The sequence below is a fragment of the Bradyrhizobium sp. YCK136 genome, assembly GCF_044570075.1.
In the GTDB taxonomy this organism is placed as follows: domain Bacteria; phylum Pseudomonadota; class Alphaproteobacteria; order Rhizobiales; family Xanthobacteraceae; genus Bradyrhizobium; species Bradyrhizobium diazoefficiens.
This window is the reverse complement of sequence record NZ_CP172424.1, coordinates 2,970,781-2,986,512: the sequence shown is the minus strand read 5'-3', so window position 1 is coordinate 2,986,512 and position 15,732 is coordinate 2,970,781. Positions and strand designations below refer to the sequence as shown.

The window sequence follows — 15,732 nt, the reverse complement described above, 5'->3', positions numbered from 1 at the left end:
CTCCTGCACGCCGCCTCGGTGCGGCGGATAGGATTCACAGCAAAGCAGGAGGCGCAATCAATGTCCCTTCATTATCCGCAACGATGATTTGCCGCTCAAACGCGATCAACCTTAAATCGGAAAGCCAAATCGACGCAACGCTGTTCTCACGCTGCGAGCGACAGTCCGCGCGCCATTCAGCCGATAGCGATGAATGGCGAAATGATGCCGCAGGTTCCGGCACCAGAACGCGACGGGATCACTGTCCTGGTCAAAGCTCCGATCACCGAAGATCAATTTCCCAGCCATGGCAATTGCAGCACACATGGCTTCGATATCAGCGTCTCGCGACATCTTGTCCGGCTGACCGTGGACTAGGCACGCGATATCCTGATGAACGGGCTGAGGCTGCGGCACGCCGGTCGCCGCAGCCGCCAGGTTTTCAGCAGAGATCAAGATCAGCTTCTCCATGAACGGATTGGCGCCCTCGCGCGACATGCTGGTCGGCACCTCGCGATAGATCGTCAACCGCTCCGGAAGGTTGGCGACCCGAAACTGTCGTGCGATGCGCGACCAAAGCTCATAGTCTTCAGGCGGCTGGCGCGAGCGGTCGGTGGTGTAGACGCCGACCTGATCGAGCGCAGTCTTGCGCATCATCACCGAGGAATGGACGAAATAATTGTTGAACAGTAGCGCGAAGCGCAGGTCCGCATCATTCGTGGGATGATCGTGAAACCGGCCGGTCGGGCTATTCCCGATCCAAACCTCGGCGCGGGTGCCGACCAGCGCATGATCGGGATTGGCATCAAGAAACGCCACCTGCTGCGCGATGCGGGTCGGCAACGCCCAATCGTCGTGATCTTGCCGCGCGATATACCGGCCACGTGCCAGTGAAATGCCGCGATTGAGCGCGGCGGCGAGGCCCCTGTCCTCTTGATGATACACGCGCACCCTTGGATCAGCGACCTGATCGAGGAACTCTCGCGTACCGTCGGTCGAGCCGTTGTTGATCGCAATCAGCTCGAAATCGGTGAATGACTGATTGAGGATCGTGCCGAGCGCCTCCGGCAAGTCGACGCCGCCGTTACGCACCGACAACACGACGCTGACGGTGGGTGCGCGATCCTGATCAGTCATTATATGAATTCTCACGGCTGTCCAGAATCACGGGCTCAGGCACCGGAATGATGAATTGCCCTGTCCAATCGGGAATCTGGTTGATCTGCTGAACGATCTCCTGCCGCAAATTCCAGGGCAGGATGAGAACATAATCGGGTCGCCTGCTTGCAATCTCACTCGGGGCAAGGACTGGAATCCTGGTGCCCGGCAACAGCAAACCCTGCTTATGCACGTTGCGATCCACCGTGAAGGAGATGAAGTCGCGGCCGATTCCGCAGTAGTTGAGCAGCGTATTGCCTTTCGCAGGCGCGCCGTAGGCCGCTACCGATTTCCCAGCTTCTATGAGCTCGATCAGAAGACGCAGCAGCGATCGTTTCAATTGCCGGACCCGATGCCCAAACGTCTCATAGGTGGCAAGCCGGTCCAGACCGGCCTGAGCTTCCTCGCGCCTGAGCTGCTTGACTTCATCAGGCACTTCCGTGCGGTCGTCGTGCGCAACATACAGTCGAAGCGAGCCCCCATGAGTAGAGAGGCGTTCGACATCGACCACCCGCAAGCCGTGGCGCGCGAACAGCGGCTCCAGTGCCAACAGCGACAAATAGGAATAATGCTCGTGATAAATGGTATCGAACTCGACATTGCGGATCATTTCCAGAACGTGCGGAAATTCGAAAGTCGCAACGCCCTTCTCGCCGAGCAAAATCTTGAAACCGGCAACGAAATCGTTGATGTCGGGCACATGCGCAAGCACATTGTTGGCAATGATCAGATCGGCAGTGCCACCCTGCTCGCGCAACCGCGTCGCCGACTTTGATCCGAAGAACGCCACCTCGGTCGGTACACGCCGCAGCTCCCAGGCCGCCTTGGCACAGTTGGCCGCCGGGTCGACCCCGAGGCAGGGGATGCCACGCTGAACGAAATATTGCAGCAGATAGCCGTCGTTGCTGCCGACTTCCACGACGCGAGAGCTGGCACCGAGACCAAGGCGAGCCGTGGCCTTTTCCGCAAAGGTCCTCGCATGGACGAGCCAGCTATCCGAGAAGGACGAGAAGTAGACGTAATCCGCGTGGAAGTGCGTCTCCGGTGTCTCGAAATCCTCAAGCTGCACCAGCCAGCAATGGTCGCAGACAAAGCTCTTGAGCGGATAGAACCGCTCGCTGAGCGAGGCATGTTCGGCGCGAACAAACGCATTCGAAATCGGCGTCATGCCGAGATCCACCAGCACAGCCGTAAGCGGCGCGCCGCAAGACCGACACATCGGAGAGCCAATGGCCATCGCACCTAGCCCCAATGCCGCCAAGGCGCACGACCCGACTGCCAGAGTTCTTCCAGCATCATCTTGTCCCGCAGCGTATCCATCGGCTGCCAGAAACCGTAATGTCGGTAAGCGGCGAGCTGCGCGTCGCGAGCCAACGCTTCGAGCGGCGTCGACTCCCAGGAGGTCTTGTCGCCCTCGATCCGGTCGATCACCGCTGTATTGAGCACGAAGAAGCCGCCATTGATATAGGCATTGTCGCCGGGTGGCTTCTCGACGAAGGATTTCACCGTCGACTCATCGATTTCCAACGCGCCGTAGCGGCCCGGCGGTCGCACCGCCGTCACTGTCGCCTGCTTGCCATGGCTGCGGTGAAACTTGATGCTGGCGGCAATATCGATATCAGACAGTCCGTCGCCGTAAGTGAAGCAGAACGGCTCCTGCGGATCGAGATAGTTGCGCACACGCTTGAGCCGACCGCCTGTGAGCGTAGTCTCGCCCGTATCCACCAGCGTGATCCGCCAGGGCTCGACGCTGCTCTGATGGTAGGTGACGCTGTTCTTCGTGGCATCGATGGTGACATCGGAGTGATGCAGCACGAAGTTCATGAAGTATTCCTTGATCATGTACCCCTTGTAGCCGAGGCAGATCACAAAATCCGTGATCCCATGATGCGCATAGAGCTTCATGATGTGCCAGAGGATCGGTCGCCCGCCGATCTCGATCATGGGCTTAGGCCGCACCAGTGTTTCCTCGGATATTCGCGTACCCATGCCACCTGCGAGAATGACTGCTTTCATTTCATGACTCCCTACCTGCCGCCCCCTGATCCAGGGATTCGAGCTCTAATTCGTGCAAGATTCTGCGCGAGAAGTCGGGAGGCTCGCGCCAGATTTCGCGTGAAAAGTCCGGCGGTTCTGGCAACATTCCGCGCGATAAAGCCGGAAGCGTGGGCCTTCCACGTCTGGAACTCTTGCGACCTTGTCGTCTTCCACTTCTCAAAATCGTGCTTCCGCTCATCGAGGTCGCGCTTCAACTCCGAATGTTCGTAGTCCCATGCAGCTCTGCCCGATGCGAGATAGTCGTACGCAGATCTCACGGCCAGTACCGCCACTGTCAGCGGTCGATAATAGCTATCCGCCGCTGCGCGGTGATAGTTCTCGAAATAAGTCGAGCGCTCTTCCCGCGGATAGATCTGCGAGCGCGGGCTGACCACGGAATCGACGATGTCCGTTGGGACGCGCTTCTGCAGCACCAGTCCATCGTCGATGACGAGGTTGGAGCGACACAAATAGGCATAGACTAGGTTCATGTCGCTGCCCCAGGTCGAGGGGCGATCGCGAAATAGGTCGATCACCCGCGCCAGCTCCTGCCGTCGGAAGATCGAATAGATCAGGTTGGCCTTACCCATGATTTCAGGCTCCCAGAGAAATCGCGCCAAATCGACGAATTTGAAGGCGCTCGATTGGAAGCGTTTGAAACTCGGGTAGGACCGGACAACGTCGCCGTTCATGTTGATATTGACGACCTGACAAAACCAGGCCGAGGCACGCGGATTTCGGTCAAGCGCTGCGACCCCCCGTTCGAGGAAATCGGCCGGCCACAAATCGTCGTCGGAGGCCCAGAGAAACAGCGGAGCCCGCGCCTGATCGTATACGAACCAGAAGTTTTTTTCCGCCCCCAGGTTGGCTTCCTGGCGCATATAACGGAAGCGCGGGTCGGTGCCAGCGTAGCGTTCGCACAATCGCCTGACCGCGGGATTGGTCGAGGCATTGTCCGAGATGATGAGTTCGAAATCGGCAAATGTCTGCTGTTGGAAGCTCTCGAGCACCAGTGCGAGCAGTTCGGGGCGATTGTAGGTTGGAAGGCCAACGGAAACACGAGGTACGCTATCGGTCATCTAACGGTCAGTTCTGTGGAGCCACATGCGACGCAATGGGATGCGACAGGCCAGGGCCGGCCGGCTTCCAGCGCAGGGCCAGCAGGAGTTCGTGCCTGAACAGGCAATACGCGGCGAACTTACGCAACTGCCCGGTCGTTCGCGATTCCAGACCGAGCGCGTCGATTGCCGCGAAATTCTCGTGCATGACCATCTTGTGATATCGGTGCAACGACCGGCAATCCCTGATGTAGTTCTGCCATCCCCGCCAGTTGGGCAGCCGGCCGCCGACCTGTTCCCATCTCGCCTGCTCGCAAACGGTGCGGGGCGCCGTCTTGTAGAAACCGATTTCAGGAATAACCCGTATGTCTCCCCGGAAAGCCAACAAGATCTGCATCGGAATTTCGTTGAGCGTCGCACCGATCCATTCTGTGATCGGCTTGCCGTTGTGAAACAGCGCCTCCCGCCTGAACACGCCGTAGACCAGATTGCCGTAGACGTGCCGGAGCAGATGCTTCACCCGCTCCACCGGCGACCGTGAGGAAAACGCTTTAAAAGGGGCGCCTTCGAAAAAGAACGGAAACAACATCTTCCCGTCGACTTCGTATTGCGCTTCCATCTGGCACACGACGAGCCGGGGATCCGCCTTCAACCGCTCGACGCAGCGCTCGACGAAAAACGGCTCCCAGCGATCATCGTCTGCTGCCCACATGAAAAACTCGCCGCGGGCCCTCGGCAACAGAGAGGAGAAATTTCGCATCGCGCCGATGTTTTCCGGATGCCGGTAATACGTGACCCGTTCGTCTCTGCTGGCGAAATCGTCGACCGTCGCCCGAACAGCCGGATCCGGCGACGCGTTATCCGATACGATGATCTCGATATGCCGGTAGGTCTGGGCTTGAATCGACGCCAGCGTCCGCGCCAGGCCTTCCGTTCGGTTGAACGTCGGTATGCCGACTGTGACGAGTGGTTCGGTCACGCCTGACTGCAAATCATCGAGACGGTCACGCCGTAGCTGCGCTTTTCCGTACGTCCTGGCGAGCGAGCGAGCGACGCAGCCACGCATTGCCAAACGCAATGAAGGGCTTTTCGACCACGAAATATGTGACTGATGATGCGGCTAGCGTGAGGCCCGTTAGAGCCAGGTAAAACCAAACGAAATTTGCCATGGGCGATAGCCAGGAGATATTGACGGGAACTGCGTGGATCAACGCAAGATGCCAAAGGTATCCGCTAAAGCTGATCTTTCCGATCCAAACGATATACTGATTGACGAAGGTAGTGCTACGGAATCTCTCAAGTGTGATCGCAATCCCCGCAAAAGCTACCGCGAAAGAGGCGTGAAAGCCGAATTCGGCCCACCCGATACCGAACCGATAATACGCTTCGAGTACAATGACAACTGGCATGAGCGAGATGAAGGCCACTTGAAATGGCCGGCGCACGACTTCATGCCCCTCATCGCGGATGATGAAGTAAGCCGTCATCCCGATCAGAAACACGGGAAGCTGATGGACGAAGTTCAACGTTGAAAAAACCTGGTATACGACGTTCCACGACTGTGGCGTGACATGTTTTGCCGCCGCTTGGATCGATGCGTAGGCGATTGCGGCCGGCGCCAGCGCAATCAAGGCCGCCACCGCTGCAGCCCGCCATGATTTGATATAGCTCACGAGGATCGGGAAGACGGCATAAAACATCATTTCGACAGCGATGCTCCAGCCACCAGGAACGACACTGCTGAATGTACTCGGCAGAAAGCCGTGCGCGAACAGCGTCGTCAGAATGATATGCGTAGCGCCGATCCCGTCGGGCTCAAGTCCCCTTGGCCCTACCCCGTCCTTTAGGGTAAAGTAGATTATGGCAAGCCAAAACATCGGCGCAATACGAAAGAGCCGCCGAATGTAAAATGCGCCCACACCGTCGGTGCGTCTGTGGTACGACATACAAAGTGTGATCGCGCTCGCCACAAAGAACAGTTGGACGCCGCGTGCGCCTTGGTCACCGATTTGGTAAACATAGCCTTGCAGCCCACCGATCATCTGCGATGAGTGCACAAAAATAACGAGCAGAATTGCGTAGCCGCGCAACGCGTCGATATATCCGTATCTGACTTGGCCGCCCATCGCCGATTCTCTTCAGGCGATTCGCTTGATATAGCTGTCCGGCCAATAAGAGACGCGAGCTGCCGAAACTCCCTCGCGAAACGGCAGCTCGGGCTCCTCGATCCTGAAATCGGGATTCTGCTCTACGAACTGGAGCGCCGCTTGACGCGGATTGTTCCAAGACCAATCGGGCGCCGATCGCGGGGCACCCTCGACCATCTCCATGATACCGTCGCATGCAAGAATGTAGGATCCGACGTTGATCAGCGGAGAATAGGCCGCGAGCTCTGCCAGTACGTGATCCTTGCTGTGCTTCGCATCCAGAATGACGAGCACGCGTTCATCGGGAGCAATCAGGGAACTTACCTTCGCGATCGTCTCCGGCGCTACCGACGAGCCTTCGATGAGCGTTATGCTGGGGAAGAGCTTGTGCTCCTCGATCGCCTTCCGATTGTGTGGACGGATTTCGATATCGACACCGATCACGCGACCGCGCCCGATCACCTGCAACAGCCCGGCATGGAAGATCAGCGAGCCACCGTGCGCAATGCCAGTCTCGACAATGACGTCAGGCTTCAATTGCCATATGAGCTCCTGAAGCCTGATCAAATCGTCGGGCAACTGGATGATCGGGCGCCCCATCCAAGCAAAATTATAGACATATTTTGCGTCCCACGTCGCCCGCAGCCAGACCTTGGAGATCAGCTCGAAGCCCTCCTTTGAGGCAAAAGTGAGCTTGCTCGCTCCATTATCCGGAGAAATCCAGCCGTCTTTCTCATCAATCAAGATCACGTTGAAAACTCCTTGATCGCATCTGGCGTCGACAAGAGCCCAGGCAGATCATCGACAAGAGACCGCGGCTTCCAGTCGAGCAAATCGCGCAGTCGCTGAACGTTGATCGGCTCAAAGCTGACGATCGGACCCGAGCCGAATTCAACTGAGACTCCGGCCTTCCCGAGTTGATCCGCAATTTGTCGGTGGCTCGTGTTTTGGCCGGACGCCACGTTGTAGATCGGTTCCATTCCTTGCACCGCCACCGCCGCGATGGCCCGACATGCATCGTCTATATGTATGTAGTCCTTCGTGCTCGCGGGTGCTTGCATGATCCAAACGCTCCGACGACTGCGCGCATCCGCAAGAATCGACGTCAGAAAATTCGACGATCGATCGTTCCCGCCGTAAACGTTCGAAAGGCGGCAAACGCGGCCGCGATCGCCCGCGAGGCGGAATGTTAGCGCCTCCCCGAGGAGCTTGCTCAGCGTGTAGATACCGTCGGCATCAACGGAAGACGCCGCGATGGACGTCAGTTCGTCCGTCGTCCGCTCGGACTTGTAGAGGCGCGTCGATGAGAGATAAGTAAAGGACGTGAAGTCCTTGCTCGAAAGCAAGTCTGCAAGACATACGACGTGAGCCTGAACGGTTTCGACGGGCTTGCTGCGAAAGTCCGACGTCAGGCCAATCGCGTAGACCGCGTGTCCAAGATCGGCCGGCGTCTGTGCAATGGTGTCACGCGTCACCGCGATCACGTCGGCCCCCGACCGCCGCAGACTCTCCACCAGTGCGGATCCGACGTAGCCCGCAGCGCCGAATACGGTGATCCGATCAGTCATACGGCACACGCTCGAATCTTCAGTCGCCGGATGATCACAGAGTGATGCCCCTGAACGATGGCAGCAGCGCCTTGTCGCGATCGGACATGATCATGGAGTTGAGAGGCCAGCCGATGTTCAGCAGCGGATCATCGAAGCGAAAACCCCGACCAGCATCCGGAACGTAGGCAGGCGTGATTTCGTAGTCGACTTCGGTGTCGTCGACCAACGTCTGAAAACCATGTGCGAACCCTTCCGGAATGTAGAGCATAATACGATTGTCGGCACTTAGCTCTTCACCGTGCCACCGACCGTAGCTTGGTGAGCTCTGGCGCAGATCAACCATAACGTCGAAAATCGCACCGCGCGTGCATCGGACCAACTTGGTCTCGAGATACGGCGGAGCCTGGAAATGCATGCCGCGCAGCGTACCAGCACGCGTGTTGTAGGAGACCGAACACTGGACGAAATCAGATTCGAGCCCATGCGCACGGAAGGTTTCGGCGCAGAATCTCCGGGCGAAAGCTCCACGTTGATCGGAGATCAACTGCGGCACGATACGGAAGGCGCCGGGGAGATGAAGTTCCTCGATAATCATGGGACGTTTCGGTAGGGCGGCGGCTGGTCACACACGGGTGACGTTCCATTCCAGTGATGGCCGAACGGGGCCCGGAATCGCGTCAAACAGACCAGTCGCCCGCAGCTCCGAAACGAAAAAGCGCAGAGCATCCTGCACGTAAAAATGCACCTTCTGAGGATTGACGGACGTCAGCGCCACCCCAACGACAAACGAGCCAAGGTTGAGGAAGCCGCGAGGAATGGACATTGTGCAACTATAGACACCGGGTGCAAGTTCGGAGGTTTGCGGCGGAGAGCTTACAAAGACGTATTGATCCTGCAGAAACACGTGGAAGTTCGGAACCATGACATATCCCGGCTTCAGCACCTCGAACTTCATCTCGATGTTGATCAGCTCGTTTCTGTCGACCGTATCGGTATCATTGAACTGATCGACGACCAGCCGTGCGCTGCAGAGCCGCGCGACGTCATCGCCTGGTGCAATGGCATCCGGGGCAAAAGTCATCGAGGATCTGCCTGCGACCCTCTCGGCCGCGGCTTCTTCCGCCAACTCCAGGGCGCCGTCGTGCGTTTCCGCTTTCCCATGCTTTAGGTGCCTTGCACGCTCCGCCGATACGGCCGCGGCGTGAACGCTCGCGTAATATTGGTCGCAGATCTCGTCCACTGGACCGAACGCGACGATCCGGCCGGCCTCCATCAGGATGGCCTTGTTGCACATCGACCTGATGATCTTGTCGGAGTGGCTCGCCAGAACCATGATGGGACTTCGTCCGATGAAATCCTTCATGCGCGCCTCGGCGCGTTCGGTGAAACGCAGGTCGCCGGTGCCGAACCCTTCGTCCATCAGGATCACGCCGGGGTCGAGCGAGGTCACCAACGCGAAACCGAGACGCATCGTCATGCCCGTCGAATAGGTGCGCACCGGAAGGCTGAGATACTCGCCGAGTTCGCAGAACTCCTCGATTTCCGGAATCTTCGCCTCGATTTGCCGTCGGGTCATTCCGATCAGCATTCCGGAGGTGATGATGTTCTCGTAACCGGTGTCCTCGCCGTCGAGGCCGGGCATGGCGTCGAACAGCGGCGTGACGCGCCCCTCGACCCGAACGGTACCGGAGACCGGATGATAGATGCCGGCCATGAGCTTCAGCAGCGTCGACTTGCCGGCGCCGTTGTGGCCCACAAGTCCGACACGGTCTCCGTCACGCAGCGTGAACGAGATGTCGTTCAGGGCCTTGACGGTGACGCGGTCATTATTCTTGCCCTCTCGCTCGATTGCGCCGCCTGTCGCGCGCTGGAACAGGGCTTTGCGCAGGCTACGCTGCTGCGCTCCATAGATCGGGAAATGCGCGCTCACATTTTCGAAGACGACGGTCGCCACTTCTGTCAGCTCCAATAGGCGATGCGCCTGCGGAAGCGCTTGAACATCGCATAGCTCAACCACCATCCACCGATGCACATCACAATCATGACCATGTAGCTGATCGCGTCCGGCACCCTGCCCATCATCGGCGCGCGCACCACGTCGAGCACGTGATAGAGCGGGTTCAGGTCCACGAACAAGATGCGCCGCATACCCGTCAGCGTATCGGCCGGCCAGAACAATGGTGTGACCAGCATCGAAATCTGGATCACGCTCGTCACTAGTTGCGGCACGTCGCGAAATCGCAGGCAGACCAGCCCCAGGAACAGCGAGATCCAAACGGCATTCAGGATCACCAGCGCGAGCCCCGGCAGCGCCAGCAACAGCGTAAAGCTGATGAGCGAGGGCTTCAGCACCAGCACGACCAGGAAGTAGACAACGAGGTTGTGCAGGAAGACGAGGAGGTTGCGCCAGATTAGGGCGTAGGCGAGGACGGAATAGTCGAACCGGATGTTTCGGAACAACGCCTGCCCAGCGATGAACATGCTGCAGGCCTCCGTGGCAATGGTCGAAACCAGCATCCACACGACCATGCCGCTCGCCAGGAACGGCAGGTATTCATAGATATTCTGGTGCCAGAGTGCCGCGCCGACGAAACCGACCGACAGCGTGTAGATCGCAAGCGTGATCGAGGTCCAGAACGGACCGATCGTCGTCCTGCGATAGCGTCGTTTGACATCGAGCCAGCCCAGTCGCCCCCATAGCTCGCGCTTGGAGAGGCCGCGCACCAGATCCTCGGCGGCGGTTTCTTCCAATGAGCGAAGTTCGGGGTTGAGCTCGCCAACCGGTTCCAAGACCATCGTCATCGTGAGCTCCACGATCCCCGCGCGCTCGCCGCGCGGCTGCCAACCTTGCGCACGGCCCTGCAGCCGTGGCGATTTCCAACCAGAGTCGTCATTCGTCAAAAACGTCCATGCTACCGCAGTCCGGGTGAAAAGCCCTCCACCCGGAGACTCCCAGAGGGAGCGAACACAAAGCGCAGCGATCGGATCGCCGCACGAAAAGCCGCACTCAGGCGGCTGCGACCAGATCCACGTCAAGATGAACGCGGACCTTGCGGCCGAGCATGTCGAGCAGAATGGCGACCCGGTGATGGTCCCCCATTCCGTCGAACAGCCCGGCATTGTCCATGAAGGCGCCTGCAAGCACCCGCACCTTATCGCCAGGCGCGAACGCCGGCCTGGCTTCCATCCTGACAAAGCCGCGCTCGTCCTCGCGCGCCCTCAACGCACCGAGCACGCCGCTCGGCACTGCGGCCGGCTCCTCGCCATTGCAGACGAGATGCGACACGCCCTGGGTCGACTGGATCGCGCGCCAGCGCTGCGTCGCCATGTCGATGGCCACGAAGATGTAACGCGGAAACAGCGCCTTTGCGACGAAATCGACCTTGCGCGCATGGCGCCGGCGCTTCAGGTAGCGCGGCAGATAGATCTCATAGCCCTGGCGCAACAGGTTATGCGCGGCCTTGGCCTCGCCGTTCACCTGGGTCTGCACCACATACCAGCGCGCCTCGACCGCCTCGCTCATGGTGCGCCCTCCGCTTTCCCGTTTCGTTCGCGCAAGCCCAGCAGACCCGGCGCGAGCACCCGCTCCGCACCGCACACCGCGGCGGCCGCGTCATAGGATGCACCGGCGTGCGCGACGTCGGTGACGATCACGGCGTCGAACGCCTCCTTCACCTCGTCATAGGACCTGAAGACATTGACGCCGACAAAGCGTGCAATCTCGGTTGCGGGATCGACGACCGCCACTACCGCAACGCCCGCCTCGACCGCGCAGAGGATTGCAACCTCGGCCAGGTCCGATTGGCCCGCCAGCACCACGCGGGAAAAACCTCTCGCCTTGGCCTCGTCGAGCACGCGCGCGCAATCGCTCTTGGCCAGCCGGAAGAAGGAAAACGAATTGGACAGGTATTGAACCGTGAGACGGGATTTCTCGGCAAAGCCCTGCGGCGTCAGGTAGTAGGCGTAGCGGCCCGCGGGCGCATCGCTCACCTTGACCAGCCCCTTCTTGATGCAGCGCTTGAGGTAGGCATTGACCAGGCCGAGCGCGATGCCGAGCTCGGCGGCGATGTGACGCTGCGAGCGCGCACCATCGCTTTCCACCGAACTCAACAGGCCAAGAACGATTCGCTCGTTCTCATGGTCTGCGTTTAGCAAGCGCTCCACCTCTCAAGCCTCCAGCCTCAGCGAAGGCTACTACCGCGTTCAAGCCGTGAACGTCAAGCGGAACGTTCAAGACGTGAATACATATAATCCATTGAAATCAAATACATTTTTTCCGTAGATAAAATAAGTTTGGCGGGACGATATAGAGGGCGGCGCGACCGGACCGCATATAGCAGGGCAAGATGCCGTCGACGGCGACAACCTTCGAGCTTCATCATTGCGTCAGCTGTCCCATGATACCATTTGCTTTGACGCAAATGGTTGCGGCAACTGGAAAGCATCGGCCGTAGACGAACGGGTTGACCGCGCCGCCGGCAGTTGCGATCCAAGGTCGCGTCTCGATTCAATTGCAGGGCTGGGTACAACCCAAAATTAAGGGTCGATCGCCATCCTCCTAAATCGCGCACAGGGTTCTGTCCTCGAGTAGTTTATTGCGTGATCCCTTCGTTGCGTCGGTCAAAGCCAACGCGCTGGACAGCCGGTTCTGGAAATCCGCGATGAGCTTGAAATCCACCCTCCACGATCCGCTGGACGCTTCGGATCCGTCGGACAGCTTTTCGAGCGGATCGGCGTTCCAGTTGCTGTTGCAACAGGGGCAGTCCGGCGCGCCGCCGACCCCCGTCGTCCTTCCCGCCGAGACGTACGAAGCCCAGGCGGCAGTCAGCGCCTCCGGCCCTGGCGGTCCTGGCTCCGTGGTCGCCGAAACCTCCGGTGGGCTGACCATCAATCTCATTTTTGACACGGCCGCGATGGCTGCGCCTGCCAGTTTCCGCGCCGGTATCGAGCAGGCGGCCGCGCTCCTGAGCTCCGCGATCTCCGACAAGATCACGTTGAACTTCAACATCGACTACAGCGGGACGGGCGGCGGCGCGGCAGCCGGTCCCGATAGCGGCCAATGGGTCAGCTATTCGACGGTGAGAGCCGATCTCATCAACAATGCCTCGCCCGGCGACACCTCATTCAACGCGTTGCCGACAGCATCGACCATCCAGGGCCAGTCGAGTGTCGCGGTCTGGAATGCACAGCTCAAGCTCTGGGGATTGGTTGGAGCCAACGACACCACGACCGACGACGGCACCGCGACCTTCGCAACCGACATCGATCCGAATCTCCTGGTGGGGGTGGCGCTGCACGAGCTGACCCATGCGATGGGCCGTGTGCCGTATGGCCCCCAGCCAGACGTTTTCGATCTCTACCGCTTCAAGAGCCCGGGCGTCAGGCTGCTCACCGACAACATCCCCGCGAGCGCCTCCTATTTTTCCCTGGATGGCGGCTATACGGATCGCGGACTATGGCCGGAACTCCGATCCCAGCGATTTCCTCAACAGCGGCGTGCAGGGCGGAAGCGATCCCTTCAACGAATACTACTCATACGGCACCCTGCAGCAGCTGACCGCCATCGACCTGAAACAGCTGGATGCGCTTGGATTTCACCTAGCCTCCCAAACGCCTGTCGTGATCCAGACCGACGGCACGACGAGCCTGGTGCAGGTCGGATCGGGTTATTTTCTGGACACAGTCGGCAGCAGCAGCGCCGGACCGCAATTAAAGTACAACGGCTCGGCTGTGACAGCCGGCGAGTTCGGAAATTGGACGCCCTATGGCGCGATCCAAGTAGGCAGCGGATATGACGTCGCCTGGAAGAATCCTGGCGCCAATCAGTTCACTGTTTGGAATACCGACAGCAACGGCAACCTGATCTCGTTCCTGGTCGCCGCGGTGCCCGCCAGCAACGCCACGCTGAAGTCGCTCGAGACAACATTCCAACAGGACCTCAACGGCGACGGCACCATCGGCCTTCCCGCCGCGACGATCTTGCAAACCGATGGGACGACCAATCTGATCAAGATGGGCGGGTCTGAACACCGTCGGCAGCCCCAACATCGGACCGGAGCTGACTTACAACGGCTCGCCTGTTGCGGCTGGCGAGTTCGGCACTTGGGTGCCCTATGGTGCGATCCAGGTGGCTGGTGGATTTGATGTCGCCTGGAAAAATGCCGGCGCCAATCAGTACACGGTGTGGGAGACCGACAGCAACGGAAACCTGGTCGCGTTTCTCGTCAGCGCCGTGCCCGGTAGCAACGCCACGCTGGAATCGCTCGAGACGACTTTCCACCAAGACCTCAACGGCGACGGCAGCATCGGCATCATCGCCACGGTCATACAGACCGACGGGACGACCAGTCTGGCCGAGATCGGATCGAATTATTTTCTGAACACCGTCGGCAGCAGCAGCACGGGACCGGAATTAACGTATGGCGGCGCGCCTGTCACAGCCGGCGCGTTCGGCACCTGGGTGCCTTATGGCGCGATCCAGGTGAGCGGCGGCTTCGATGTCGCCTGGGAAAATCCCGGGGCCAATCAGTACACGGTGTGGCACACCGACGGCAACGGCAACCTGGTCTCGTTCCTGGTCAGCGCCGCCCCCGGCAATAACGCCACGTTAGAAGCGCTCGAGACCACCTTCCAACAGGACCTCAACGGCGACGGCACCATTGGCATTCTCTCGACGGTGGTACAGACCGACGGCACGACCAGCCTGGTTGAGATCGGATCGAATTACTTTCTGAACACTGTCGGAAGCGGCGTCACAGGACCGGAGCTGAAGTACAACGGCTTGCCCGTGACAGCCGGCGAGTTCGGCACCTGGGTGCCCTATGGCGCAATCCAGGTGAGCGGCGGCTTCGATGTCGCCTGGAAGAATCCCGGCGCCAATCAGTACACGGTCTGGAGCACCGATGGCAGCGGCAACCTGCAGTCGTTCTTGGTTGCCGCGGTGCCCGGCAGCAACGCCGCGCTGCAGTCACTCGAGACCATCTTCCACCAGGACCTCAACGGCGACGGCACGATCGGTATCCCTGCCGGAACATCACCCGCCGCGGCGCAGCCGGCGCAGGCTTCGCAAACCTCGTTCGACGGCCAGACGCTGACGCTCAATACGCCGTCGGCGTTCAGTGGGCAGCTCGTAGGCTTTGGCGGCGACGGCACGCTTACGGGCTCCGACCAGGTCGATTTGCGCGGCTTCAACTTCTACACCCTGCATACTGGCTTCAACACCGCGTCGGGTACACTCTCCTTGAGCAGCGGGTCGAGCGCGGCGTCGTTGCAGTTTCTCGGGCAATATTCACAGGACAGTTTTCACTTCGCCGACGACGGCAATGGTGGAACGTTGGTCGCCGCCGCCGCGCCTGCCACGCTGGCCTCCGTCGCAAACGAAGTCTCCAACTTCGCCGCGCACGACACCTTCGTTTTCGCGCCGAATTTCGGCAACATCACCCTGCCCGGCTTCGCGCCCGCGACCGATACGCTGCAATTCAGCAAGACCGTCTTTGCCGACGTCACCGCGCTCTTGGCAGCCGCCCATGACGACGGTTCCGGCAATGCCGTCATTACCGACGCCCTCCACGACACCATCACGCTCCAGCGCGTCGCGACCGCCCAGCTCGCCGCCCATCAGAACGACTTCCATTTCGTTTAAGGCGCTGAGACCGGCAACGGACCGCCACCCCGGCCGTCTCCATCCCGTTCCGGCTGCCTTGCCATTAGACTTTGAAAAGCGCCGATGCTATGGCCTTGCTTTATCGAGGCTGCTGGTCGCGCTCGTCATTCCCGGTGCAAAGGAACAAGGGCTGTCAGGCC

General features: G+C 59.7%; 16 protein-coding genes and 1 pseudogene. 3 read left to right on the top strand and 14 right to left on the bottom strand.

Translation table 11 applies throughout. The features are described 5' to 3' along the window. Positions 1-111: 111 nt before the first annotated feature. From ACFLEY_RS14055 to ACFLEY_RS13990, 14 genes are all read right to left on the bottom strand, one after another. Positions 112-1,050 (bottom strand): glycosyltransferase family 2 protein, encoded by a 939-nt coding sequence (locus ACFLEY_RS14055; RefSeq protein ID WP_396604670.1) that lies wholly within the window; start codon positions 1,048-1,050, stop codon positions 112-114. Positions 1,051-1,108: 58 nt separating this feature from the next. After that, the gene (locus ACFLEY_RS14050) at positions 1,109-2,374 is read right to left on the bottom strand and encodes a class I SAM-dependent methyltransferase (protein ID WP_039185636.1); all 1,266 of its coding nucleotides are present in this window, start codon (positions 2,372-2,374) and stop codon (positions 1,109-1,111) included. A 5-nt stretch (positions 2,375-2,379) separates the two neighbouring features. Beyond that, positions 2,380-3,153, bottom strand: coding sequence for a glucose-1-phosphate cytidylyltransferase (rfbF, locus tag ACFLEY_RS14045; RefSeq protein WP_060908272.1), 774 nt, complete (start codon positions 3,151-3,153; stop codon positions 2,380-2,382). Positions 3,154-3,164: 11 nt separating this feature from the next. Beyond that, positions 3,165-4,253 (bottom strand): glycosyltransferase family A protein, encoded by a 1,089-nt coding sequence (locus ACFLEY_RS14040; protein WP_060908273.1) that lies wholly within the window; start codon positions 4,251-4,253, stop codon positions 3,165-3,167. A gap of 7 nt (positions 4,254-4,260) precedes the next feature. After that, positions 4,261-5,211 carry a glycosyltransferase family A protein gene (locus ACFLEY_RS14035; RefSeq protein ID WP_049832467.1) on the bottom strand — a complete coding sequence of 317 codons (951 nt, stop codon included), beginning with the start codon at positions 5,209-5,211 and terminating at the stop codon, positions 4,261-4,263. Positions 5,212-5,236: 25 nt separating this feature from the next. Further along, on the bottom strand, positions 5,237-6,358 hold the full coding sequence (locus ACFLEY_RS14030; protein ID WP_060908274.1) for an acyltransferase: 1,122 nt from the start codon (positions 6,356-6,358) through the stop codon (positions 5,237-5,239). Positions 6,359-6,370: 12 nt separating this feature from the next. Further along, positions 6,371-7,129 carry a cephalosporin hydroxylase family protein gene (locus ACFLEY_RS14025; protein WP_028173171.1) on the bottom strand — a complete coding sequence of 253 codons (759 nt, stop codon included), beginning with the start codon at positions 7,127-7,129 and terminating at the stop codon, positions 6,371-6,373. Continuing rightward, positions 7,126-7,947, bottom strand: a complete 822-nt coding sequence (locus ACFLEY_RS14020; RefSeq protein ID WP_049832465.1) for an NAD(P)-dependent oxidoreductase — start codon at positions 7,945-7,947, stop codon at positions 7,126-7,128. The genes ACFLEY_RS14025 and ACFLEY_RS14020 overlap by 4 nt, the downstream gene beginning before the upstream one ends. A gap of 34 nt (positions 7,948-7,981) precedes the next feature. Continuing rightward, positions 7,982-8,524 (bottom strand): dTDP-4-dehydrorhamnose 3,5-epimerase, encoded by a 543-nt coding sequence (rfbC, locus tag ACFLEY_RS14015; RefSeq protein ID WP_028173170.1) that lies wholly within the window; start codon positions 8,522-8,524, stop codon positions 7,982-7,984. Positions 8,525-8,551: 27 nt separating this feature from the next. Further along, a complete protein-coding gene (locus tag ACFLEY_RS14010; protein ID WP_082757094.1) occupies positions 8,552-9,883 on the bottom strand; it encodes an ABC transporter ATP-binding protein in 1,332 nt (443 codons plus the stop codon). Between the two features lie 5 nt (positions 9,884-9,888). Next, entirely contained in the window at positions 9,889-10,830 is a 942-nt protein-coding gene (locus ACFLEY_RS14005) for an ABC transporter permease (protein WP_049832464.1), read from the bottom strand. Positions 10,831-10,936: 106 nt separating this feature from the next. Next, positions 10,937-11,452: a transcription termination/antitermination protein NusG gene (locus ACFLEY_RS14000; RefSeq protein WP_060908275.1), complete on the bottom strand. Its 516-nt coding sequence runs from the start codon at positions 11,450-11,452 to the stop codon at positions 10,937-10,939. Then, positions 11,449-12,093 carry a winged helix-turn-helix transcriptional regulator gene (locus ACFLEY_RS13995; RefSeq protein ID WP_060908276.1) on the bottom strand — a complete coding sequence of 215 codons (645 nt, stop codon included), beginning with the start codon at positions 12,091-12,093 and terminating at the stop codon, positions 11,449-11,451. Before ACFLEY_RS13995 ends, ACFLEY_RS14000 begins: the two co-directional genes overlap by 4 nt. Positions 12,094-12,487: 394 nt before the next feature. Beyond that, complete coding sequence (locus tag ACFLEY_RS13990; protein ID WP_396605015.1) at positions 12,488-12,937, bottom strand: hypothetical protein; 450 nt, start codon at positions 12,935-12,937, stop codon at positions 12,488-12,490. Between ACFLEY_RS13990 and ACFLEY_RS13985 the strand changes: the two are divergent. The 3 genes and pseudogenes from ACFLEY_RS13985 to ACFLEY_RS13975 form a co-directional block, all read left to right on the top strand. After that, positions 12,843-13,322: pseudogene (locus ACFLEY_RS13985) on the top strand (hypothetical protein); the annotation flags it as partial. The gene ACFLEY_RS13990 and the pseudogene ACFLEY_RS13985 overlap by 95 nt on opposite strands. A gap of 37 nt (positions 13,323-13,359) precedes the next feature. Then, positions 13,360-14,073: a hypothetical protein gene (locus ACFLEY_RS13980; protein WP_396604669.1), complete on the top strand. Its 714-nt coding sequence runs from the start codon at positions 13,360-13,362 to the stop codon at positions 14,071-14,073. Next, on the top strand, positions 14,036-15,571 hold the full coding sequence (locus tag ACFLEY_RS13975; protein WP_309142071.1) for a hypothetical protein: 1,536 nt from the start codon (positions 14,036-14,038) through the stop codon (positions 15,569-15,571). The genes ACFLEY_RS13980 and ACFLEY_RS13975 overlap by 38 nt, the downstream gene beginning before the upstream one ends. The last annotated feature ends 161 nt before the right edge of the window (positions 15,572-15,732 follow it).